This is a genomic window from Bradyrhizobium sp. 139, from assembly GCF_023074175.1.
In the GTDB taxonomy this organism is placed as follows: domain Bacteria; phylum Pseudomonadota; class Alphaproteobacteria; order Rhizobiales; family Xanthobacteraceae; genus Bradyrhizobium.
This window is the reverse complement of record NZ_JADPKS010000035.1, coordinates 68,139-89,819: the sequence shown is the minus strand read 5'-3', so window position 1 is coordinate 89,819 and position 21,681 is coordinate 68,139. Positions and strand designations below refer to the sequence as shown.

Below are 21,681 nucleotides of genomic sequence, written 5' to 3'. Positions count from 1 at the left end.
TACGGAAAATCGACGGAATGACGGCTATGCGGGCGGGCCTCGCGCCCTTTTTTCGGCTGGCGCCCTGCGCACGGTGGGTTTAAGCCGGTAGCATGAACTCGAAAACCGACACCGTTCAGTCCTCCGCCGAGGCCCTTCGCTATCCCTGGGAACAGCATCCCGGCCCCGAAGAGGTCGTGGAGATCCGGCCCGGCGTGTTGTGGGCGCGGCTGAAGCTACCGTTCCGCCTCAACCACGTGAACATCTATCTGCTCGCCGATGGCGACGGCTACGCGATGATCGATGCCGGCTTCGGCAATGAGGAGACCATCGAGGCCTGGACGAAGCTGTTCGAGGGGCCGCTGAAAGGCGTCAACATCACGCGCCTTATCGTCACCCACTCGCACCCTGATCATGTTGGGCTCGCGGGCTGGATCGTCGAGCGGTTCGACTGCCCGCTGGTGATGTCGCAGGTCGAATATCTGCAATCGGTCTATCACCAGAACCGCGGCACCGAAGAGCGGCGCGAAGCGCAGCGGCTGTTCTTCCGCCGCCACGGCATGGACGAGTCGCTCACCGAAAAGCTGCTCGGCCGCGGTCAGGATTATCTCAAACGCGTCTCGGTGCTGCCGCCGTCCTACCGCCGCATCTCGCATGGCGACGAGGTCGTGATCGGCCCCCGCCGCTTCAAGGTCATCACCGGCGGCGGGCACGCGCTCGACCAGGTGATGCTGTACTGCGCCGACGACAAGCTGTTCCTCTCCGCCGACCAAGTGCTCAGCAAGATCTCGCCCAATGTCAGCGTCTGGGCGGTCGAACCCGACCAGAACTCACTCGGCGAATATCTGGCCTCGCTCGCGAGCCTGACCACCACCCTGCCCTACGATTTGCTGGTGCTGCCCGGCCACGGCGTGCCGTTCTACGGTCTGAAGACCCGCATCAAGCAGCTCGCCGATCACCACGAAGAGCGCTGCCGTCTGATCGCGGAAGCTTGCCGCGAGGTGCCGCAGACCTCGCGCGCCTTGGTGCCTGTGGTGTTCAACAAGCATGTGCTGGACGAGCACCAGATGGGTTTCGCCGCCGGCGAACTCGTCGCCCACGTCAACTACATGATCGTCGAGGGCCGGCTGACGGCGGAAACCAAGGACGGCGTGCTCCAGTTCAGGACGACTTGAGGCCAACTCCGGCGGCGATCTGGGACACCCTCGCCCCGCTTGCGGGGCGAGGGTGCAGACCCTCACTTCATATTAGCGATCGCGTGCAGCGCCGCGACGTAGCCGAACGGGCCCAGCCCGCAGATCACGCCGGTCGCCACGAACGAGATCTTGGAGTGGCGATGATATTCGTCGCGAGCGTGGATGTTGGAGATGTGGACTTCCAGCACCGGGCCTTCGAACGTCTTGATCGCGTCCATGATCGAGACCGAAGTGAAGGAGAGGCCGGCCGGATTGATGACGATGGCATCCGCATCCTGCCGCGCCGACTGGATCAGATCGACCAGCACGCCTTCGTGGTTGGACTGGTGGAAGGCGAGCTTGAGCCCGAGCTTTAAGGCGGCTTCCTGGCAGCTCGCATTGACCTCTGCGAGCGTCGTCGTGCCGTAGATGTGCGGCTCGCGGATGCCGAGCATGTTGAGGTTGGGACCGTTGAGGATCATCACGCGCTTCATGGACAGGTCCTTTCAGGAATTATCCGCCGAGCCATTTTGCAGGCCCGGTGACGAGAACAGGAAACAGCGTCAGCAAGGCCAGCACGACCAGCTGCGCGATCAAGAACGGCCAGACGCCGCGGATCAGATCGTTCATGCTGACGCGGGAGACGCCGGCGACCACGTTGAGCACGACGCCGACCGGCGGCGTGATCAGTCCGATCGCGTTGTTGATGATAAAGAGCACGCCGAAATAGACGGGATCGATGCCGGCCTGCTTGACGATCGGCATCAGGATCGGCGTCAGGATCAGGATCGTCGGCGTCATGTCGAGCGCGGTGCCGACGATTACGACGATGACCATCAAAGCGACGGTGAGAAGGGTCTGGTTGCCGGCGAACGGCTTTGTCAGCGCCACGATCTGGTCGGAGATCTCCGCGACCGTGATCAGCCATGACGACACCAGCGCGGCGGCGACCAGGAACATCACCACCGCCGTGGTCTGCGCGGTCGAGACCAGCAGCGCCGGCAGTTGCGACGGCTTGAGCTCGCGATAGACGCCCATCGCCACCACCAGCGAATAGACCGCGACGACGACGGCGGCTTCCGTCGGCGTGAAGATGCCGAAGCGCAGGCCGAAGATGATGATCATCGGCAGCATCAGGGCCCAGAAGCCGTCGATCAGCGCGCGCCAGATCTCGGCGAATGTCTTGCGCGGCAGGCGCGCCGGGTTTTCCTTGCGCACCACCCACCACCAGGCAAAGCACAGGCCGATGCCAAGCAAGAGGCCCGGCACGATGCCGGCCAGGAACAGCTTTGAGATCGAGACATTGGCGGCGACGCCGAAGATGACGAAGCCGATCGACGGCGGGATCACCGGAGCAATGATCCCGCCGGCCGCGACCAGCCCAGCCGCACTGGCACGACTATGGCCGGCGGCGGCCATCATCGGCACCAGCAGCGAGCCGAGCGCCGCGGCGTCTGCGACCGCGGAGCCCGACAGCGAGGCCAGAATGCAGGACGTCAGAATCGCGACATAGCCGAGGCCGCCGCGGAAATGACCGACCAGCGCGATGGCGAAGTTGAGGATGCGGCGTGCGAGCCCACCGCTGTTCATGACCTCGCCGGCGAGGATGAAAAACGGCACCGCCATCAGCGGAAAGGAATCGACCCCGTTGATGACGTTCTGCGCGATGATCTGGGAGTCGAACATGGCCAGATAGATCATCAGCGCGATGCCGCAAATGATCAGCGCAAACGCGATCGGCATCCCGATCGCCATGGCACCCAGCAGCGAGAAAGTGAAGATGGCGACCGTCATGCCCTAGAGCTTTCCGCCCGCGGCATCAGGAGAATGCGTCAGCTCCTCGGATTCGCTGACGGCGATGAGATCGGCATCGGGGATCTGCCCTGTCGCGAGCCGGTAGAGCTCGTACGCAATGATCACGCAGGAGGAAGCGCCGAACACGATGCCGGCGGCATAGAACAGGCCGACGGAAAGCCCCGAGGCGGGCGCCACGGTATCCCAGTTCAGCACCGTCTGCTTCCACGATCCTTCCGTCAGCAACATGGAGGCATAGAGCATCAGAGCGTGGCTGACGCCGTAGCAAACTTTGCGGCCGAGCGGCGGCAGCACCTTGACGAGGGTGTCGACGCCGAGATGCGCGTGCTCCTTCATGCCGATGATCGCGCCCAAAAACACCATCCAGACGAACAGCCAGCGCGACAGTTCTTCCGAGATGACGATGCCGGAGTTGAAGCCGTAGCGCAGCACCACATTGCCGAACACCAGCACCACCATGACGGCGAGCAGCACCGCAATCACCGCGCGCAGCAGCCGGAAATAGGCTTCAACGACGGCGTTCATGACATCGGGCCCGCTGCGGTGCGACGACTCAAGGCTTCAGCGCGTGCACGCGGTCGAGCTCGCTGTTGAACAGCTTGACGATGGCCGGGTCGTACTCGGCGGAGAATTTCTCCGCGATCGGCTTCGTCTTCACGCGCATGCGGTCAAGCTCGGCCGGCGCGATCTCGTTGATCGCCATGCCCTTGACCTTGAGTTCGTCGATCGCGGCCTTGGCCTGCTCGCGGCTGACCTTGCGCTGGTAGTCGCGCGCCTCGATCGCGGCGTCCTGCAGGATCTTCTGCTCGTCGGGCGAGAGCCCGTCCCAGAATTTCTTGCTGATCAGGATGATGTTGGTCGAGTAGGTGTGGTTGGTGACGCTGAGATATTTCTGCACCTCGAAGAACTTGTTCGACAGGATCACCGAGAACGGATTCTCCTGGCCGTCGACGGTGCGGGTCTCCAGCGCGCTGTAGAGTTCTGAAAAGCTCATCGGCACCGGGTTGGCGTTGAAGGCCTTGAAGGTTTCTAGATAAACCGGGTTGGGGATCACGCGGATCTTGATGCCGTCGAGGTCCTCGCCCTTGGCGATCGTACGGCGGCTGTTGGTGACGTTGCGGAAGCCGAGATCCCAATAGGCAAGGCCGACGAGACCCTTCTCGGGCAACTTTGCCAAAAGCGCCGCGCCGAGCGGACCGTCGAGCAAGGCGTCGGCCTGCTGCGGCGTCGAGACGATGAAGGGGAAGTCGATCAGGCCGAAATCCTTGACGATGCCGGCCAGCGACGTCGTCGCCGGCGATTGCATCTCCTGAGTGCCGGCGCGCAGCGCGGATTGCTGCTGCATCTCGCTGCCGAGCTGATTGGCCGGATATTCACGCACCTTGATCTTGCCACCGCTCTTGGCTGCCACGATCTCGGCGAACTTCTGGACGCCCTTGCTGACGGGATGGTCGGTGTTGTTGAGGTGCCCCCAGCGGATGGTGCGCTCCTGGATGGCCTGCGCCGAGGCCGGCCCTATCGCGCCGAATGCGATCGCTCCGATCGCCGCCACGAAAGCCAGACTTTTGAACCGAACGGGCATCGTCCCCTCCCCTGTTTGATCTCGTTCCTTAGAACGGGACAATCTTATATGGCAAATAACAAATCAACCTATAATTCACATTTTGTATGATATTATGAGAAACGCTTGATAAAGTTGCAAAATTTGCCAAGACGCACATCCAAAGCGCTAGGATGAAGAATGGACACCCTTCCCGACACGATCACCGAGACGGTGGGCGATAGCGCCTACCGCCGCATCCGCACCGACCTGATCTTCGGCAAGCTGGCGCCGGGTCAGAAGCTGAAGCTCGAACGAATGAGCGACGCCTATGGCACCAGCATCTCCACGCTGCGCGAGACGCTGAACCGGTTGTGCTCGGAAGGGTTCGTCGTCGCCGAAGGCCAGCGCGGCTTCGAGGTCGCGCCGATCTCGGCGGCCGAATTCCAGGAGATCGCGGAGCTGCGCGAGCTGCTCGAAGGTCACATGATTGAGAAGTCGTTTGCGGCCGGCGATCTCGACTGGGAGGCGCGCATCGTCTCCGCGCATCACAAGCTCGCGGCGATGGAGCGGATGCTGCTGTCAGGCGAGCGGTCCGACGCGGAAAGCTGGAAGCAGTGCGATTTTCAGTTTCACCGCGCGCTCGTCGCGGCCTGCGGCTCCAAGGTGCTGCTCGATGCGCATGCCGCGGTCTATGACCGCTATCTGCGCTATCAGATGATCGCCGTGGTGTTCCGCGGCGAGATGGCGGCAGCCGAACATCGCGAGTTGAAGGAGCTGGCGCTGAAGCGCGACGCCAAGGGCGCGGCAAGGGTGCTGCACACCCACATCCATGATTGCGTCGCGCATGCCTTGCGCAATTCGGATTGGTTGAAGCCGGCAGTCGCGGTCAAGGACGCGCGTGCCGAGCCGCGCAAGAAGGCCAAGGCTGGCTAGCGTCCGAGGCCGACCAGGACTTGCGCCGCGGCGCATGGGTGCGGGGCAGCATCACCCCTCGCGTGAACTTGATCGGGATCAAGTTGCAACGCGCGAGATAGGGCATTTTGCCCAAATGCACCTCACGGCCAAATGTGGGATAGCGCATAGACATTAGAGCTGGAAAAGCTCTAAGAAGATGCGGCCCTTTTGGTCAGTTCCGTCTTGAGTTTTGCCGATGGATTACAGCCAGTACTTCAATTCCGCCCTCGATCGTCTCCACACTGAGCGGCGCTACCGCGTGTTCGCCGATCTCGAACGCATCGCCGGCCGGTTCCCGCATGCGCTCTGGCACTCGCCCAAGGGCAAACGCGACGTCGTGATCTGGTGCTCCAACGATTATCTCGGGATGGGCCAGCACCCGAAGGTGGTCGGCGCCATGGTCGAAACCGCGACCCGCGTCGGCACCGGCGCGGGCGGCACCCGCAACATCGCCGGCACGCATCATCCGCTGGTGCAGCTCGAGGCCGAGCTCGCCGATCTTCACGGCAAGGAAGCCTCGCTGCTGTTCACCTCGGGCTATGTCTCGAACCAGACCGGCATCGCGACCATCGCGAAGCTCATTCCGAACTGCCTGATCCTGTCGGACGAGCTCAACCATAATTCGATGATCGAGGGGATCCGGCAGTCCGGCTGCGAACGGCTCGTGTTCCGCCACAACGACCTCGCCGATCTCGAAGCGCTGTTGAAGGCTGCGGGCCCGAACCGGCCGAAGCTGATCGCCTGCGAGAGCCTTTATTCGATGGACGGCGACGTCGCGCCGCTCGCAAAAATCTGCGATCTCGCCGAGAAATATGGCGCGATGACCTATGTCGACGAGGTCCACGCGGTCGGCATGTACGGTCCCCGCGGCGGCGGTATCGCCGAGCGTGACGGCGTGATGCATCGCATCGACATTCTGGAAGGCACGCTGGCGAAAGCGTTCGGCTGCCTCGGCGGCTACATCGCCGCCAATGGCGAGATCATCGACGCCGTGCGCTCCTACGCGCCAGGCTTCATCTTCACCACCGCGCTGCCGCCGGCGATCTGCTCGGCCGCAACCGCCGCGATCAAGCATCTGAAGACCTCGAGCTGGGAGCGCGAGCGGCACCAGGACCGCGCCGCCCGCGTCAAGGCGATCCTCAATGCCGCCGGCCTGCCGGTGATGTCGAGCGATACCCATATCGTGCCGCTGTTCATCGGCGATGCCGAGAAGTGCAAGCAGGCGTCCGACCTGCTGCTGGAACAGCACGGCATCTATATCCAGCCGATCAACTATCCGACGGTGGCCAAGGGCACCGAGCGCCTGCGCATCACGCCCTCGCCCTATCACGACGACGGCCTGATCGATCAGCTCGCCGAAGCGCTGTTGCAGGTGTGGGACCGCCTCGGCCTGCCTCTGCGCGAGAAGTCGCTGGCGGCGGAGTAGGCTTGTTCTTCGCCTCTCCCCGCTTGCGGGGAGAGGCCGGAATGCGCGCGGAAACGCGCGGATTCCGGGTGAGGGGGAGCTTCCGCGAATTCAACTGTCACCAACCTGCGCGGAGGCTCCCCCTCACCCCACCCTCTCCCCGCAAGCGGGGCGAGGGAGTGCTAGCAGGTCGCCCGGCGGCTTAACGACAACCTCAGTTCCCACCCCGGCGCGGTATTTCGCTGTCGCTTGCAGCCGTTCAACGCGCTAGATTTACAAGGAAAATGAGTTCGGGCGCGGCCAGCGCCCAGGGAGAAGCACGCTCGCCATGCTGCACGATTGGGGCGTGATCGCTGCCGCCTTCGGCTATATCGGTTTCCTGTTCCTAGTGGCGAGCCATGGCGACCGCCGCTCGCAGGCCAAGGCCGGCCGCGCGTCCGGGCTGATCTATCCGCTGTCACTGGCGATCTACTGCACCTCCTGGACCTTCTTCGGCTCGGTCGGCTTTGCCACCCGCACCTCGACCGACTTCCTGGCGATCTATGTCGGCCCGATCCTGATGATCGGGCTCGGCGCCGGCGTCTTGCGCCGTGTGATCCAGCTCGCCAAGGCCCACAACATCACCTCGATCGCCGACTTCATCTGCGCGCGCTACGGCAAGAGCCAGTCGGTGGCGGCGACCGTGGCGCTGATCGCGATCATCGGTTCGGTGCCCTATATCGCACTCCAGCTCAAAGCGGTGGCCTCCTCGCTCGAAACGATCCTGAGCGAGGACCAGGCCTTCTCCCACATCCCGATCGTCGGCGACATGGCGCTGATGGTGACGCTGGCGATGGCGGCCTTCGCGGTGCTGTTCGGCACGCGGCAGAGCGACGCCACCGAGCACCAGCACGGCCTGATGCTGGCGGTCGCAACCGAATCCATCATCAAGCTGGTCGCGTTCCTCACCGCCGGCATCTTCGTCACCTTCTGGATGTTCTCGCCGCACGAATTGATCGAGCGCGCCATGAAGACGCCGGAGGCGGTGCGCGCCATCAACTATTCGCCGTCGATCGGCAACTTCCTGACCATGACGCTGCTGTCGCTGTGCGCTATCATGCTGCTGCCGCGCCAATTCCACGTCAGCGTGGTGGAGAATTCCTCGGATGCCGAGGTCGGCCGCGCGCGCTGGCTGTTTCCGCTCTACCTTGTTGCCATCAATGTGTTCGTGATCCCGATCGCGCTCGCCGGCCTCGTCAGCTTCCCGTTCGGCGCGGTCGAGCCCGACATGTACGTGCTGGCGCTGCCGATGGAGGGCGGCGCGGCGTTGCTCAGCGTCGCCATTTTCGTCGGCGGCCTGTCGGCGGCGACTGCGATGGTGATCGTCGAATGCGTTGCGCTCTCGATCATGGTTTCGAACGACCTCGTTGTGCCCCTGGTGCTGCAACGACGGCCGGAGGGGCGCACCGGCGGCGCCGATTTCAGCGACTTCCTGCTGCGCTCGCGGCGGCTCGCGATCTTCGCCATCATGGTGATGGCCTATTTCTACTACCGCGCGCTCGGCAATACCCAGCTTGCGGCGATCGGCCTGCTCTCCTTTGCCGCCATCGCCCAGCTCGCGCCAAGCTTCTTCGGCGGGCTGTTGTGGCGGCGCGCCACCGCGCGCGGCGCAATCGGCGGCATGCTGGTCGGCTTCGCGGTGTGGCTCTACACGCTGTTCATTCCGAGCTTCATGGACACCTCGACGGCCGGCATCCTGCTGCTCCAGCACGGCCCGTTCGGGGTCGAGGCGCTGCGCCCGCTGGCGCTGTTCGGCGCCGACCTGCCGCCGCTAATGCACGGCGTGATCTGGTCGCTGTCGCTCAACATCCTCACCTATGTGCTGCTGTCGCTGGCGCGCCGGCCATCTTCGATCGAGCTGGTGCAAGCCGATCTGTTCGTGCCCGACACGCTGGCGCCGATCTCCCCAAGCTTCCGCCGCTGGCGCACCACCGTCACAGTGCAGGACATCCAGACCACGGTTGAGCAATATCTCGGGCCCGACCGCGCCCGGCATTCGTTTGAAGCATTTTCGGCGCGGCGCAATGTGCGGCTGGAGTCCGGGGCACCCGCCGATTTCGAGCTGTTGCAGCATGCTGAGCACCTGATCGCCTCTTCGATCGGCGCGGCCTCCTCGCGGCTCGTGATGTCGCTGCTGCTGCGCAAGCGGACCGTGTCGGCGAAAGCGGCACTCAAGCTGCTCGACGATTCCCACGCGGCACTGCATTTCAACCGCGAGATCCTCCAGACGGCGCTCAACCATGTGCGCCAGGGCATCGCGGTGTTCGATGCCGATCTCCAACTGATCTGCTCCAACCGACAGTTCGGCGATCTCCTCAACGTGCCGCCGCATTTCATCCAGTTCGGCACGCCCTTGCGTGAAATCCTGGAATTCATGGGCGTGAGCGAGCCGGCCGATCCGGTCGAGCGCGAGGCCATGCTGGAGCGCCGGCTTGCAGCCTACACCACTGACAGCGAGCCTTATCTCGAGCGCCTGCCCGACCGCCACATGGTGATCGAGATCTTGACCAACCGCATGCCGGGCGGCGGCTTCGTCATCACCTTCACCGACGTCACGCCCACGTTCGAGGCGGCCGAAGCGCTGGAGCGCGCCAATGCGACGCTCGAAAAGCGGGTGCGCGACCGCACCGAGGAACTGACCCGGTTGAACTCGGAGCTGGCGCTGGCCAAGAGCGCAGCCGAAGACGCCAGCATCTCCAAGACGCGCTTCCTTGCGGCAGCCAGCCACGACATCCTCCAGCCCCTGAACGCGGCGCGGCTCTATGTCACCAGTCTGGTCGAGCGCCAGCACAGCGGCGAGGAAACGCGGCTGGTCGAGAACATCGACGAATCGCTTGTGGCGATCGAGGAGATCCTCGGCGCATTGCTCGACATATCGCGGCTCGATGCCGGAGCGATGACGACCTCGATCTCGAGCTTCAAGATGGCCGACCTGATGCGCTCGCTGGAAATCGAATTCGCGCCGATCGCGCGCGCCAAGAACCTGGAGCTCGCCTTTGTGCCTTGCTCGCTGCCGGTCGAGTCGGACCGTCTCCTGCTGCGGCGGCTGCTCCAGAATCTGATCTCCAACGCGATCAAATATACCCCGCGCGGGCGCGTGCTGGTCGGCTGCCGCCGCCGCGGCGCCTCGCTCAAGATCTGCGTCTACGATACCGGCGTCGGCATTCCGCCGGTCAAGCGCGGCGAGATCTTCAAGGAATTCCACCGCCTCGAGCAGGGCGCGCGGATCGCCCGCGGCCTTGGGCTGGGACTGTCGATCGTCGAACGGCTGGCCCGCGTGCTCAATCACGGCATCGCCATTGATGCCAATGTCGGCGGCGGCTCGGTGTTTTCCGTGACGGTGCCGACGGCGAAGGCGATCACCCACACCGCGGCCGTGACCAGCGCGACGCCGTTGGCCCGCGCGCCGATCTCGGGCGCCCTGATCGTCTGCATCGAGAACGACGCCGCGATCCTCGACGGCATGCGCACGCTCCTGAAGGCGTGGGACGCAGAGGTGATCGCAGTTGCCGACCCCGAAGGCGCGATCGCCGCGATCGAAGGCGCGGGTCGGCGCGTCACTGGCCTTTTGGTCGACTATCATCTCGACCGTGGCAACGGCATCGCCGCCATTCGCGACATCCGCCGCCGCTTCGGCGACACCATCCCCGCCATCCTGATCACCGCCGACCGCAGCCCCGCCGTGCAAATGGCTGCGCGCGAGGAAAAGGTCGCGGTGCTCAACAAGCCGGTGAAGCCGGCTTCGCTGCGCGCGCTGCTCGGCCAGTGGCGCACCCAGCAGATGGTGGCGGCGGAGTAAGGCAGCTTCGCTGGCGAAGGACCAGCACGCCTCCGCGGCTCAAGGCGCGAGCCGCGTGAAGACGTAGTCGCGGCTCTTGGCACGGGCTTCGTGGCAGGCGAAGCAGGTGCGATGCTGGGCCTCGTCGACCGGCTTGCCGTTGACGAAGCGGCCAAAGCCCCAGCCGCCGGTTGAGCCATACTTTTTGGAATCCTTGACCATCACCTGGACCGTGGTGGCCTCGCCGGGAATCCTCGCGGACGCAAATTCGGGTGACTGTTTCCGTTTCCAGGCGCGCTTGACGAGAATAGTGCCGTCCGGGAACGGAAGCTTGCCGTCTTGATAAGCATCGATCGCGGTCTGGTTGCCGACGACGGCACGCAGCTCGTCCAAGGGGGCCGCCTCCTCGGCCGGCGCGATGAGCTCCCACTGCTTGTAGCCCTCGGGGACAGTGACTCCGAAGATCGGCGAGGCATCCGCCGGCCCCTTGGCCAAAGCGATCGTGACCAGATACGGAACGCATGTCAGGACAATGACGAGGAGGAGCACGGCCAGCACGATCATCGTCGTAGAGGAGGGAGATTTGGTCTTTTCAGATTTCATCGTCGTCATGAAGCTTCATTAAGTTGTGATCGCATGTGAGGCCTCGGTCCAGCCGGGCTGGACCGAGGTGCTGCAAAATCCTCAGGCCCCGCCGTCCGCGTCGATGACGGCCTTGGCAAAGGCTTGTGGTGCTTCCTGCGGCAGATTGTGGCCGATGCCGCCGGTGATCAGGCGATATTCGTATCGGCCGGAGAACTTCTTGGCATAGGCGCTTGGGTCAGGATGCGGCGCGCCATTGGCGTCGCCTTCCATCGTGATCGTCGGCACGTCGATGACGGGAGCTGCCGCGAGCTTCTTTTCAAGATGCTCGTATTTCGCTTCGCCCTGGGCGAGCCCGAGCCGCCAGCGGTAATTGTGGATCGTGATCGCGACATGGTCCTTGTTGTCCAGCGCCGCCGCGCTCCGGTCGAAGGTGGCGTCGTCGAACTTCCACTGCGGCGAGGCCAGCTTCCAGATCAGCCTGGCGAAATCGTGCGTGTACTTCTCGTAACCGGCGCGGCCGCGCTCGGTCGCGAAATAGAACTGGTACCACCATTGCAACTCCGCCTGCGGCGGCAGCGGCGCGTTGCCGGCGGCCTGGCTGGAGATCAGATAGCCGCTAACCGACACCAGCGCGCGGCAGCGATCCGGCCACAGCGCGGCGATGATGTCGGCGGTGCGCGCGCCCCAGTCGAAGCCGGCAACGACCGCCTTCTTGATGTCGAGCTTGTCCATCAGCGCGATGATGTCGGCGGCCATTGCGGCAGGCTCGCCGTTGCGCGGCGTCTCGCTGGAGAGGAACTGCGTCGTGCCATAGCCGCGCAGGTAGGGGATGATCACGCGGTAGCCCGCCTTTGCCAGGATCGGCGCGACGTCGACGAAGCTATGGATGTCGTAGGGCCAGCCATGCAGCAGAATCGCCACGGGACCGTTCGCGGGACCCGCCTCCGCATAGCCGACATTGAGGACACCGGCATCGATCTGCTTGATCGCACCGAAAGACGCATTGGTTGCCGTGGACCGCGGCGCCTCCGATTCGGCGCGGGCGAGGTCGATCACGCCGAGACCGACGGCGACGGTTCCCGCGGCGACGCCAAAGAACTTGCGGCGATGCTGGTCAATGATCTGTTTCATGGTGCTGCTACCTTGTTGATGGTTGTGGTGGTGCGTCAGATCAGCGCGACCGCGACGTCGATATTGCCGCGGACGGCCTTGGAATATGGACAGGTCTGGTGCGCCTCATCGACGATGCCGCGTGCGGTCTCTCGATCGAGGCCGGGCAGGCTCACATTGAGGCGTGCCCTGAGCGAATAAGCGCCCTCGTCGAGAACGAGGTCGATCTCCGCATCGATTGCGCATTTCCTGGGAAGGTCGATCTTCCGCTTGCGGGCCGCGATCTCCATCGCGCCTTCGAAGCAGGCCGACCAGCCCGCCGCGAACAATTGCTCGGGATTGGTGCCGACGCCTGCGCCGCCGGGCGGCGAGAGCCGCACATCAAGCCGGCCGTCCGAGCTGCGGGACGTGCCGTGCTGGCGTCCGCCGCTGGTGTGAGTGCGCGCCGTGTAAAGCATTTTTTCCGCTTGCGTCATGAAAGTCTCCTTGCCGCTGCGCAACTGACTAGCAGCGGCTGCCGCACGACACCCGTTTGGATTTGTGAGAAGTTGTGAGGTCTCGGCTTACGATCCCTCCCGAGGCCTGCATTCGCGGTCTGATGCCGATGCAGGGACGGCCTTGCCGGATGGCCATCATCTGGCTATCGGGTCCTGTGAAAAGGACCAAGATTCCGCCATGACCGAGCCGGCCGGCACCGCAACGGGAACCCTATCGTTCGGGCCATTCACCGTGACGCCGCATGAAAGACTCGTGATGCGCGACGGCGTCGCGCTGCCGCTCGGTGCGAGAGCCTTCGACACGCTGATCGCGCTGATGTCGCGGCCGAACGAGGTCGTCAGCAAATGGGATCTGATGGCGCTGGTGTGGCCCGGCGTCGCCGTGGAAGAAGCCAATCTGCGCTTTCAGGTCGCAGCGCTTCGTAAAGTCCTCGGCGACGGCAAGGACGGCGCCCGCTACATCACGACGCTGTCCGGCCGCGGCTATTGCTTCGTGGCGCCGATCTCGCGAGCAGAGATCCCGGCAGAGCGGCGTACCGCACTCCGGGTGGACCTGCCGCCCGTCAAACTGCCGAACCGGCTGCAACGGATGATCGGCCGCGACGATGCGGTCGCCGTCGTGTCGGACAGGCTCGTCGCCTCGCGCTTCGTCACGATCGCCGGTCCCGGCGGCGTCGGCAAAACAGCCGTTGCGGTAGCAATCGCTCACGACCTGCTCGAGACCTTCTCCGACGCAGCACATTTTGTCGATCTTGCCGCGCTCAGCGATCCCGATCTCGTGATCACCTCGATCCTGCTGATGCTGGGCTTGCCGGCCCAAGCCGACGATCCCCTGCCTGCCTTGCTCGCGCATCTCCGGGACAAGCGGATGCTGCTGATCCTCGACAATTGCGAGCACGTCATCGCCGCCGCGGCGCCGCTGGCCGCGGAGATCTTCCACGCTGCGCCGCATGTTCATATCCTGGCGACGAGCCGCGAAGCCCTGCGTGTCGAGGGTGAGCAGGTCTATCGGTTGGCACCGCTTGCCGTTCCGCCTGACAATGTCGGACTGACGGCGGCTGCCGCGCAGACCTATCCTGCGCTTCAGCTCTTCCTCGAACGTGCCATGGCCGGCGGCGCGCAGATCGCGCTCGACGATGCCAATGCTGCGATCGTCGCCGGGATCTGCCGCAAGCTCGACGGCATGGCGCTGGCGATCGAGCTCGCCGCCGGCCGGGTCGAGGCCTACGGCCTGGAACAAACAGCCGTACTGCTCGACGAACGCCTCAATCTGCTCTGGCAGGGCCAGCGCACCGCGCCGCCGCGGCAGAAGACGTTGCAAGCGACGCTGGACTGGAGCTACGGACTCCTGTCCGACACCGAACGCCTCGTGCTGCGCCGGCTTGCCGTCTTCGCCGGTCACTTCACCATCGACGCCGTGCTCGAGGTCGTGCCGGACGATCGCGTCGACCGCTCGCGCCTGTTCGATGCCATCGACAGCCTGGTCGCAAAGTCGATGGTCGCGCCGCGACCGATCGGCGCCATGATGCGCTACCGTCTGCTCGACACGACGCGCGCCTATCTGCTCGATATCGTACCGAACGAGACCGCGCTCGCCGCCCGCCACGCAACTTATTACCGGCGATGGTTGGAGCAGGCCGGCACGACATGGGCGACGGTGCCGAGCGCCGACGAACGCGCGATCCATTTCTCCGCGCTTCATACCGTGCGCGCCGCGCTGGACTGGTGCTTCGGCACGGGCGGCGATGTCGGCATCGGCATTGCGCTCGCCGCCGCGGCGGCTCCCATCTTTCTCGCGATGTCCCTGCTGATCGAATGCCGGCGCTGGTCGGAACGGGCGCTGCTTGCGATCGATCCGTCCTCGCGCGGCAGCGCCGAGGAAATGCACATCCAGGCCGCTCTCGGATTGAGCTTAATGTTCACGCGTGGCGGCAGCGAAGCTGCGCGTGCCGCCCTGAGCAGGAGCCTGGCGATTGCCGAGACGCGCGGCGACGCGCCGAACCAGCTCCAGCTGCTCGGCCGCATGCACATTTTCCACGAACGGATGGGACAGTTCGACGCCGCGCTCGGTTATGCGCAGCAGAGCCTCACGGTCGCCGAGACGCTCGGCGATGCCGCCTCCATCGCCCTCGCCCATTCGCTGCTGGGTGTCTCCTTGCATCTGGCCGGCGAGCATCGCGATGCACTGAGCATGCTGGAGGCCGCCTGGCACGGGCCGGACACGGAGCGGATCAGCACGGTCCACGGTTTCGATCACCGCAACCGGGCCGGCATCTCGCTCGCGCGCGAGCTTTGGTTGCAGGGCCGGCCCTCTGATGCGCGGCAACTGGCGCTGCAGACGGTCACCGAGGCCGCGCAGATGGACCATCCGATCACGCTCTGCATCGCGCTGATCTGGGCGGTCTCGATCGATCTCTGGAGCGGAGACCTCGACGGGGCGGACGAGAACATCGATCGCTTCATCGCACATGCCGAATCGCGCTCGATGGGCCCTTATCTCGCCGTCGGCCGCGGCGTCAAAGGCGAGCTGGCGATCCGACGGGGACACGCCACTGATGGCGTCGAAACGATAAGGCGTTGCCTTCGGGAACTTCACGACGCCGGCTATGAGCTTCTCACCACGACATTCAACGTCGCGCTTGTCGACGGCTTGCTGGCGCTTGGACAGATCGAGCAAAGTGTGCGCCTAATCGACGATGCGATCCGCCTCGTCGAGCAAGGCGGCGATCGCCTCTACATGCCCGAGCTGCTGCGCGTAAAGGCCAAGGTGTTGCTGTCTCTCCCCCAGCCGAACGGCGGGCAAGCTGAAGTCCACCTGATGCAATCGCTGGAGCTTGGCCGCCGCAAGGGCGCGAAAGCCTGGGAGTTGCGGGCCGCGATCGATCTCGCCGAGCTGTTTGTCGGACGCGGCCGGCGTGAGGAAGCGAAACGATTGCTTCAATCGGCCCTCGAAGGCTTCGCCGAAGGCTCCGGTACGGCGGATATCAACGCCGCCAACAGGATGCTGAAAATATTGTAGCCGGACGCTGCGCCACCCCCGGAGCGAGGATCACCCCGTCGGCGTGCCCTGCTTCCACTGGCCACCGGCGATCTTCGCCGCAGCGATCACCGCTTGCGTGCGGCTCTCGACGCCGAGCTTTTGCAGGATCGCCGAGACATGCGCCTTGATGGTGGCTTCGGAGACGCCGAGCTCGTAGGCGATCTGCTTGTTGAGCAATCCTTCCGACAACATCATCAGGACTCGCACCTGCTGCGGGGTCAGCGTCACCAGGCGGTCGCGCAGCCGCGTCATGTCGGGGTCGGCGGCGGCCGACAAATCGGTGTCGGCGGGAACCCAGACGTCCCCTTCCATCACCTTGAGGATCGCGTCGCGCAAGGTCTCGACGCCGAATCGCTTCGGAATGAAACCGGAGGCGCCGAAGTCGAGCGAGCGGCGGATCGTGGCGCTATCGTCGGAGGCCGAGACGATCACCACCGGGATCGCCGGGTATTGCGCACGCAGATAGATCAGGCCGGAAAAGCCGGAAATCCCGGGCATTGAGAGGTCGAGCAGGACCAGATCGACGTCGGATGTCTGTTCCAGAACCTTGGTGAGATCCTCGAACGATCCGGCCTCATCGATCCTGGCCGAGGTCAGGACGCCCGCCACCGCCTGCCGCAGCGCATCACGGAACAGGGGATGGTCATCGGCAATGACGAGATGGGTCGAGGGAGCGTTCATCATTCTCTTGCTGGCAGTCGCATCGGGGCCAGTAAGCCGGCCCGGGGCCCTGGTCAATTCTTTCCCGACCGGCCGTGGCATGCAAGTGGACATTATCCCTTTGCGGCAACGGGGTTAATCCACAGTCGAGCGCGATAGTGCCGGATTGAAGGTCCGCGGTGTCAGGCGAGCCTCAGTGCGCAAGGCCGAAAGTCGTATTGGGGCCGGTTTCACGCCGATGTTACCTTGCGGGCAAGACCTGGGCTGATCCGGCATGTCGGACATCCGGGGCGCGAGGAAACGCATTTCGGGGAGCGAACGTAACATGTCGACAATGGCTGTGTCTCAAGCACGCGCGGGAGGAATGACGAAGGACGAACGTTTCGTCATTCTGGCCTCCTCGCTCGGTACCGTCTTCGAGTGGTACGACTTCTATCTCTACGGATCGCTGGCTTCGGTCATCGGCGCGCAGTTCTTCTCGGCCTATCCGCCGGCGACGCGCGACATCTTCGCGCTGCTGGCTTTCGCCGCCGGCTTCCTGGTCCGCCCATTCGGCGCGATCGTGTTCGGCCGTGTCGGCGACATCGTCGGCCGCAAGTACACCTTCCTCGTCACCATCCTGATCATGGGTCTGTCGACCTTCATCGTCGGCCTGCTGCCGAACGCTGCGACCATCGGTATCGCGGCCCCGATCATCCTGATCGCGCTGCGCCTTGCCCAGGGCCTGGCGCTCGGCGGCGAATATGGTGGTGCGGCAACCTATGTCGCAGAGCACGCGCCGAACGGCAAGCGCGGCTATTACACCTCCTTCATCCAGACCACGGCGACGCTCGGCCTGTTCCTGTCGCTGCTGGTGATCCTGTTCACGCGCTCTGCCCTCGGCGAAACCGACTTCGCCGCCTGGGGCTGGCGCATTCCGTTCTTGGTCTCGGTGCTCCTGCTCGGCGTCTCGGTCTGGATCCGGCTGCGGCTGAATGAATCGCCGATCTTCCAGAAGATGAAGGACGAAGGGAAGAGCTCGAAGGCGCCGCTGACGGAAGCATTCGGCAACTGGCAGAACGGCAAGCTCGTGCTGCTCGCGCTGCTCGGCGGCGTGATGGGCCAGGGCGTGGTCTGGTACACCGGCCAGTTCTACGCGCTGTTCTTCCTGCAATCGATCCTCAAGGTCGACGGCTACACCGCCAACCTCCTGATCGCCTGGTCGCTGCTGCTCGGCACCGGCTTCTTCATCGTGTTCGGCGTGCTCTCCGACAAGATCGGCCGCAAGCCGATCATCCTCGGCGGCTGCCTGATCGCGGCGCTGACCTTCTTCCCGATCTTCAAGATGATCACCACCAACGCCAACCCGGCGCTGGAAAAGGCCATCGAGCAGACCAAGGTCGAGGTGGTGGCGGATCCCGCGGGCTGCGGCGACCTGTTCAACCCGGTCGGCACCCGCGTCTTCACCTCACCTTGCGATACCGCACGCGCCTACCTGTCGCAGTCGTCAGTCAAGTACTCGACCACATCTGGCGCAGCAGGCTCCGGCGTGAAGGTGATGGTCAACGGCAAGGAAGTTGCCTACGCCAACGCCAAGGACGGCAACGCAGCGGTCCTCGCCGCGGTGCAGGCGGCGGGCTATCCGAAGACTGGCGACGCCGGCATCGTGAAGATGGCGCATCCGTTCGACATCTTCCGGCCGCAGGTGGCGGCGGTCATCGGACTGCTGTTCATCCTGGTGATCTTCGTCACCATGGTGTACGGCCCGATCGCCGCTATGCTGGTCGAACTGTTCCCGACCCGCATCCGCTACACCTCGATGTCGCTGCCCTACCACATCGGCAACGGCTGGTTCGGCGGCCTGCTGCCCGCGACCGCTTTCGCCATCGTGGCCTCGACCGGCGATATCTACGCGGGTCTCTGGTATCCGGTCATCTTCGCGGCGATCACCGTCGTGATCGGCTTCTTCTTCCTGCCCGAGACCAAGGACGTCGATATCAAGGCGACCTGATCGGCAGCACCGATCCGCAACACGAACCGGCCGCGGTTTCCGCGGCCGGTTTTGTTTTGCGGGCTAGTGATCGTTGCCGATGAACTGCAGCACGACCTCACGCCGGTGCGGGCGCTTGCGATGTTCGATCAGATAAATCGCCTGCCAGGTGCCGAGTGCGAGCTTGCCGTTCAGGACCGGGACCTGAAGCGAGGCCCCCGTCAGCATCGTCTTGACGTGGGCCGGCATGTCGTCCGGCCCTTCGGTGTCGTGGGTCCAGCCGGCGTCTTCCGGCGCGAGCCGCGACAGTGCCATGGTGAGATCGACGAGCACGGATGGATCGGCGTTCTCCTGGATCGTGAGCGAAGCCGAGGTGTGACGGATGAACAGCATCAGCACGCCGTCTCGCGCATGAATCCCATTGATGAACTTCGCAGCTTCGCTGGTGAGATCGGTGAAGCCGCGGCCTGGCGTCTGCACCGTGAGCAGCGACGATGCGATCGTGGTGGCTTGCACTGTCGATGGCGCCGAGCGCGTGACGGATTTGGCTGATGTCATCAAATTCTCTCAACTCGGGAAGCCGCGGTAGGGTGGACAAAGCGGAAAGCGTGCCCATCAATCCAAGCAACGACATCAAGGTGGCGGGCACGGCGCTTCGCGCCTTTGCCCACCCGACAGCTCAACCCATCGATAGCGCGAAGGGGTCCTCAAATCTTCCCCGACACGTCCTTCTGCACCCGGTTGGCCATGTCGATCAACCGACGCCAAGCCTTTTCGAGGAACGACATCACGCGGTCGACGTCCTGGTCGCTCGGCAGCGGTATCTCGATCGTGCGGTCGCCCTCTGCGACCTTCGGCTTCGCCTTCTTCAAGGGATCGGACTTCGGCAGCGCCTCGTCGACCTCGCCCGACACGGTCGGCCCGGCCGCGAGCTGCCCCTTCAACTTCTCCACCTCAGCCTGAAGCCTGCCGATCTCGGCATCGAATGCGGCGCGTTCGTCAGGCACGGTGTAGCAGGCCCAGCCGGTGCCGTTCTTCGTACAGGTCGACATCGTGCCGGTGCGGGTGTCGAGCCGCAGCACGCCTTCGGGGATGGGCGTCATGCTGTAGCGGCCGTTTTCGCCGTCGGGCGCGGACTGTGCGGCAACGGGGCCGCCGCTGATGGTCATCACCGCGGCGAATACCGCCGCTGCAAGCCATGATGCTGTGGATGAATTCGCTGGTCTCATCGCGCTCTCCGCCATGGCGCTGCTGCGGCTTCTCTTCAATCCTACACCCCGGCGAGGCAATCTTGCCGCCCGAAACGCTCGACCGATATCAACGATTGCGGCAATCCCTTTGATCCCGTCAGGAGGGCGAAATGGCAGTCGTATTCGCCGATCATGAGAAGAGCTGCTGCGGTGCGGCGTCACGCTGTGTGCAGCGCTGTCGGACGCGTCAATATCATCAAGTAAATCAATTACATAATGGAAAACGACGCAATCGTGACTTGGCTTGACTTGATTATGGGCCATCAGTATGGTCCGCGCGGCTTTTGAGGGTGGCGGGCGTAATTTCCATTCAGCCGCAGCGTTTCGGGTCTTCGTTGCATGACACAGGGCACGGGGCACGGCGAGAATGGAGATCGCGATAGATCGTCCGAGGAAGCTGCGCTTTCCGAACGGCTCGGAAATCTTGATCAGCGGTTGTCCGAATTCCGGGACCGACGGATCAAGACCGAGCAACCCGCAGGTGACGGTGAAGACAGAGCGGCCAGAGCCTCGGCGATGGCGCTTGGTTTCCGGTTATCCTCCGAGTTGGTCGCCGGGGTCGTTGTCGGGGCGGGGATTGGCTGGGGGTTCGACCGCTTGCTGTCGACGTCGCCTTTCGGATTTATCGTGTTCCTGCTGCTGGGCTTCGTGGCCGGCGTGGTGAATGTGGTGAGAACGGCGGGCGCGGGTCAAAACAGGCGCGGTGGTTCGTAGCTGATCCCCACAAGATGAGGAATAATCGTGCCGGCTTTGCCGGTACGGGCCGGCCCGGCCGGCAGACCGAGACCCGCCGGCATTGCCCGGCAGACAAGAGATGCCGCGCTGATGAAAATCGACCCCATCCACCAGTTCAACATCGAGCCTCTCTTTACCCTCGGCCATATCGGCAACCACACGATCGCCTTCACCAATTCGTCGCTCTACATGCTGGTGGCGGTTGCGATCATCTCGATCCTGATGCTCGCCAGCGGCACGCAGCTGGTTCCCGGGCGCCTCCAGTCGGTCGCCGAGATCTCCTACGAGTTCGTGGCCTCGACCATCCGTTCGACGGCCGGCGCGGAAGGCATGAAGTTCTTCCCGCTGATCTTCTCGCTGTTCATGTTCATCTGCGTCTCGAACCTGGTCGGCATCATCCCCTACACGTTCACGATCTCGAGCCATCTGATCGTCACCGCGGCGCTCGCGCTCCTGGTCTTCTTCACCGTCCTGATCTATGGCCTCTACAAGAACGGCCTGAAATTCTTCAAGATTTTCGTTCCCCACGGCGTCCCCATCTACATCCTGCCGCTGGTCATGTTCATCGAGATCCTGTCGTTCTTCCTGCGGCCGGTCTCCCACAGCGTCCGTCTCTTCGCCAACATGCTGGCCGGCCACATCGCGCTGAAAGTGTTCGCGGGCTTTGTCGCCATGCTCGGCTTTTCGCTCGGCGCCCTCGGCTGGGTCGGCGGCGTGCTGCCACTGGCGCTCACGGTCGCCCTGACCTCGCTCGAACTCCTGGTCGCGTTCCTGCAGGCCTACGTGTTCGCGATCCTGACCTGCATCTACCTCAACGACGCCATTCATCCGGGACACTGAGCGGTCCGGGGAATTCCACCCACAACCCAATCTTTCTTCCAAGGAGTCAAAAATGGATCCGGCAGCAGCAAAACTTATCGGCGCGGGCATCGCATGCATCGGCATGGGCGGCGCGGGCGTCGGCGTGGGCGTGATCTTCGGCAACTACCTCGCCGCAGCCGTTCGCAATCCGTCGGCTGCTCAGGGCCAGTTCGGCAACCTGATCTTCGGCTTCGCCGTGACTGAAGCGCTTGGCATCTTCTCGCTGCTGATCGCGCTGCTGCTGCTGTTCGTTCCGCTCTGAGGACATGCTTCGCGCCGCTTCAAC

General features: G+C 64.0%; 19 protein-coding genes. 9 read left to right on the top strand and 10 right to left on the bottom strand.

Annotated elements, in window-relative coordinates; genetic code table 11:
- Window positions 1–92: 92 nt before the first annotated feature.
- Window positions 93–1,154, top strand: a complete 1,062-nt coding sequence (locus IVA80_RS08920; protein WP_247428145.1) for an MBL fold metallo-hydrolase — start codon at window positions 93–95, stop codon at window positions 1,152–1,154.
- 62 nt (window positions 1,155–1,216) lie between these two features.
- On the opposite strand, the gene aroQ is transcribed toward IVA80_RS08920, so the two are convergent.
- Genes aroQ through IVA80_RS08900 form a run of 4 tightly spaced genes read right to left on the bottom strand, consistent with a single transcriptional unit; the run spans window position 1,217 to window position 4,551 of the window.
- Window positions 1,217–1,648: a type II 3-dehydroquinate dehydratase gene (aroQ, locus tag IVA80_RS08915; protein WP_247428142.1), complete on the bottom strand. Its 432-nt coding sequence runs from the start codon at window positions 1,646–1,648 to the stop codon at window positions 1,217–1,219.
- Between the two features lie 19 nt (window positions 1,649–1,667).
- On the bottom strand, window positions 1,668–2,948 hold the full coding sequence (locus IVA80_RS08910) for a TRAP transporter large permease subunit (RefSeq protein ID WP_247428139.1): 1,281 nt from the start codon (window positions 2,946–2,948) through the stop codon (window positions 1,668–1,670).
- Window positions 2,949–2,951: 3 nt separating this feature from the next.
- A complete protein-coding gene (locus IVA80_RS08905) occupies window positions 2,952–3,494 on the bottom strand; it encodes a TRAP transporter small permease (RefSeq protein ID WP_247428136.1) in 543 nt (180 codons plus the stop codon).
- 28 nt (window positions 3,495–3,522) lie between these two features.
- Window positions 3,523–4,551, bottom strand: coding sequence for a TRAP transporter substrate-binding protein (locus IVA80_RS08900; RefSeq protein WP_247428134.1), 1,029 nt, complete (start codon window positions 4,549–4,551; stop codon window positions 3,523–3,525).
- Window positions 4,552–4,710: 159 nt separating this feature from the next.
- Here IVA80_RS08900 and IVA80_RS08895 point away from each other — a divergent pair, with 159 nt between their 5' ends.
- The 3 genes from IVA80_RS08895 to IVA80_RS08885 all read left to right on the top strand — a co-directional run bounded on the left by IVA80_RS08895 (window position 4,711) and on the right by IVA80_RS08885 (window position 10,709).
- Window positions 4,711–5,445, top strand: coding sequence for a GntR family transcriptional regulator (locus IVA80_RS08895; protein ID WP_247428131.1), 735 nt, complete (start codon window positions 4,711–4,713; stop codon window positions 5,443–5,445).
- A gap of 217 nt (window positions 5,446–5,662) precedes the next feature.
- Window positions 5,663–6,892: a 5-aminolevulinate synthase gene (gene hemA, locus IVA80_RS08890; protein ID WP_247428128.1), complete on the top strand. Its 1,230-nt coding sequence runs from the start codon at window positions 5,663–5,665 to the stop codon at window positions 6,890–6,892.
- A gap of 307 nt (window positions 6,893–7,199) precedes the next feature.
- Entirely contained in the window at window positions 7,200–10,709 is a 3,510-nt protein-coding gene (locus tag IVA80_RS08885; protein ID WP_247428125.1) for a PAS domain-containing hybrid sensor histidine kinase/response regulator, read from the top strand.
- 39 nt (window positions 10,710–10,748) lie between these two features.
- Here the strand turns inward: IVA80_RS08885 and IVA80_RS08880 are convergent, their stop codons facing one another.
- From IVA80_RS08880 to IVA80_RS08870, 3 genes are all read right to left on the bottom strand, one after another.
- A complete protein-coding gene (locus IVA80_RS08880) occupies window positions 10,749–11,300 on the bottom strand; it encodes a cytochrome P460 family protein (protein ID WP_247428122.1) in 552 nt (183 codons plus the stop codon).
- 72 nt (window positions 11,301–11,372) lie between these two features.
- Complete coding sequence (locus IVA80_RS08875; protein ID WP_247428119.1) at window positions 11,373–12,404, bottom strand: alpha/beta hydrolase; 1,032 nt, start codon at window positions 12,402–12,404, stop codon at window positions 11,373–11,375.
- Window positions 12,405–12,439: 35 nt separating this feature from the next.
- Window positions 12,440–12,859, bottom strand: a complete 420-nt coding sequence (locus IVA80_RS08870; RefSeq protein WP_247428117.1) for an organic hydroperoxide resistance protein — start codon at window positions 12,857–12,859, stop codon at window positions 12,440–12,442.
- 199 nt (window positions 12,860–13,058) lie between these two features.
- Between IVA80_RS08870 and IVA80_RS08865 the strand changes: the two genes are divergently transcribed.
- Window positions 13,059–15,899: a winged helix-turn-helix domain-containing protein gene (locus IVA80_RS08865; RefSeq protein ID WP_247428115.1), complete on the top strand. Its 2,841-nt coding sequence runs from the start codon at window positions 13,059–13,061 to the stop codon at window positions 15,897–15,899.
- A gap of 30 nt (window positions 15,900–15,929) precedes the next feature.
- On the opposite strand, the gene IVA80_RS08860 is transcribed toward IVA80_RS08865, so the two are convergent.
- Window positions 15,930–16,601, bottom strand: coding sequence for a response regulator transcription factor (locus IVA80_RS08860; protein WP_247428113.1), 672 nt, complete (start codon window positions 16,599–16,601; stop codon window positions 15,930–15,932).
- A 343-nt stretch (window positions 16,602–16,944) separates the two neighbouring features.
- Here IVA80_RS08860 and IVA80_RS08855 point away from each other — a divergent pair, with 343 nt between their 5' ends.
- Complete coding sequence (locus IVA80_RS08855) at window positions 16,945–18,570, top strand: MFS transporter (protein WP_247428109.1); 1,626 nt, start codon at window positions 16,945–16,947, stop codon at window positions 18,568–18,570.
- Window positions 18,571–18,633: 63 nt separating this feature from the next.
- On the opposite strand, the gene IVA80_RS08850 is transcribed toward IVA80_RS08855, so the two are convergent.
- Window positions 18,634–19,107 carry a secondary thiamine-phosphate synthase enzyme YjbQ gene (locus tag IVA80_RS08850; RefSeq protein WP_247428106.1) on the bottom strand — a complete coding sequence of 158 codons (474 nt, stop codon included), beginning with the start codon at window positions 19,105–19,107 and terminating at the stop codon, window positions 18,634–18,636.
- A gap of 149 nt (window positions 19,108–19,256) precedes the next feature.
- Window positions 19,257–19,778, bottom strand: coding sequence for a hypothetical protein (locus tag IVA80_RS08845; RefSeq protein ID WP_247428103.1), 522 nt, complete (start codon window positions 19,776–19,778; stop codon window positions 19,257–19,259).
- Window positions 19,779–20,138: 360 nt separating this feature from the next.
- Between IVA80_RS08845 and IVA80_RS08840 the strand changes: the two genes are divergently transcribed.
- The 3 genes from IVA80_RS08840 (at window position 20,139) to IVA80_RS08830 (ending at window position 21,657) form a co-directional block, all read left to right on the top strand.
- Complete coding sequence (locus IVA80_RS08840) at window positions 20,139–20,513, top strand: AtpZ/AtpI family protein (RefSeq protein ID WP_028148709.1); 375 nt, start codon at window positions 20,139–20,141, stop codon at window positions 20,511–20,513.
- Window positions 20,514–20,624: 111 nt separating this feature from the next.
- On the top strand, window positions 20,625–21,374 hold the full coding sequence (locus IVA80_RS08835; protein WP_247428100.1) for a F0F1 ATP synthase subunit A: 750 nt from the start codon (window positions 20,625–20,627) through the stop codon (window positions 21,372–21,374).
- A 52-nt stretch (window positions 21,375–21,426) separates the two neighbouring features.
- Window positions 21,427–21,657: a F0F1 ATP synthase subunit C gene (locus IVA80_RS08830; protein ID WP_007599451.1), complete on the top strand. Its 231-nt coding sequence runs from the start codon at window positions 21,427–21,429 to the stop codon at window positions 21,655–21,657.
- The last annotated feature ends 24 nt before the right edge of the window (window positions 21,658–21,681 follow it).

Excerpts from the sequence above, each read along its gene's own strand:
- IVA80_RS08920 (WP_247428145.1), top strand. The coding sequence starts at position 93 with ATGAACTCGAAAACCGACACCGTTCAGTCCTCCGCCGAGGCCCTTCGC.
- aroQ (WP_247428142.1), bottom strand. The coding sequence starts at position 1,648 with ATGAAGCGCGTGATGATCCTCAACGGTCCCAACCTCAACATGCTCGGC.
- IVA80_RS08910 (WP_247428139.1), bottom strand. The coding sequence starts at position 2,948 with ATGACGGTCGCCATCTTCACTTTCTCGCTGCTGGGTGCCATGGCGATC.
- IVA80_RS08905 (WP_247428136.1), bottom strand. The coding sequence starts at position 3,494 with ATGAACGCCGTCGTTGAAGCCTATTTCCGGCTGCTGCGCGCGGTGATT.
- IVA80_RS08900 (WP_247428134.1), bottom strand. The coding sequence starts at position 4,551 with ATGCCCGTTCGGTTCAAAAGTCTGGCTTTCGTGGCGGCGATCGGAGCG.
- IVA80_RS08895 (WP_247428131.1), top strand. The coding sequence starts at position 4,711 with ATGGACACCCTTCCCGACACGATCACCGAGACGGTGGGCGATAGCGCC.
- hemA (WP_247428128.1), top strand. The coding sequence starts at position 5,663 with ATGGATTACAGCCAGTACTTCAATTCCGCCCTCGATCGTCTCCACACT.
- IVA80_RS08885 (WP_247428125.1), top strand. The coding sequence starts at position 7,200 with ATGCTGCACGATTGGGGCGTGATCGCTGCCGCCTTCGGCTATATCGGT.
- IVA80_RS08880 (WP_247428122.1), bottom strand. The coding sequence starts at position 11,300 with ATGACGACGATGAAATCTGAAAAGACCAAATCTCCCTCCTCTACGACG.
- IVA80_RS08875 (WP_247428119.1), bottom strand. The coding sequence starts at position 12,404 with ATGAAACAGATCATTGACCAGCATCGCCGCAAGTTCTTTGGCGTCGCC.
- IVA80_RS08870 (WP_247428117.1), bottom strand. The coding sequence starts at position 12,859 with ATGACGCAAGCGGAAAAAATGCTTTACACGGCGCGCACTCACACCAGC.
- IVA80_RS08865 (WP_247428115.1), top strand. The coding sequence starts at position 13,059 with ATGACCGAGCCGGCCGGCACCGCAACGGGAACCCTATCGTTCGGGCCA.
- IVA80_RS08860 (WP_247428113.1), bottom strand. The coding sequence starts at position 16,601 with ATGAACGCTCCCTCGACCCATCTCGTCATTGCCGATGACCATCCCCTG.
- IVA80_RS08855 (WP_247428109.1), top strand. The coding sequence starts at position 16,945 with ATGACGAAGGACGAACGTTTCGTCATTCTGGCCTCCTCGCTCGGTACC.
- IVA80_RS08850 (WP_247428106.1), bottom strand. The coding sequence starts at position 19,107 with ATGACATCAGCCAAATCCGTCACGCGCTCGGCGCCATCGACAGTGCAA.
- IVA80_RS08845 (WP_247428103.1), bottom strand. The coding sequence starts at position 19,778 with ATGAGACCAGCGAATTCATCCACAGCATCATGGCTTGCAGCGGCGGTA.
- IVA80_RS08840 (WP_028148709.1), top strand. The coding sequence starts at position 20,139 with ATGACACAGGGCACGGGGCACGGCGAGAATGGAGATCGCGATAGATCG.
- IVA80_RS08835 (WP_247428100.1), top strand. The coding sequence starts at position 20,625 with ATGAAAATCGACCCCATCCACCAGTTCAACATCGAGCCTCTCTTTACC.
- IVA80_RS08830 (WP_007599451.1), top strand. The coding sequence starts at position 21,427 with ATGGATCCGGCAGCAGCAAAACTTATCGGCGCGGGCATCGCATGCATC.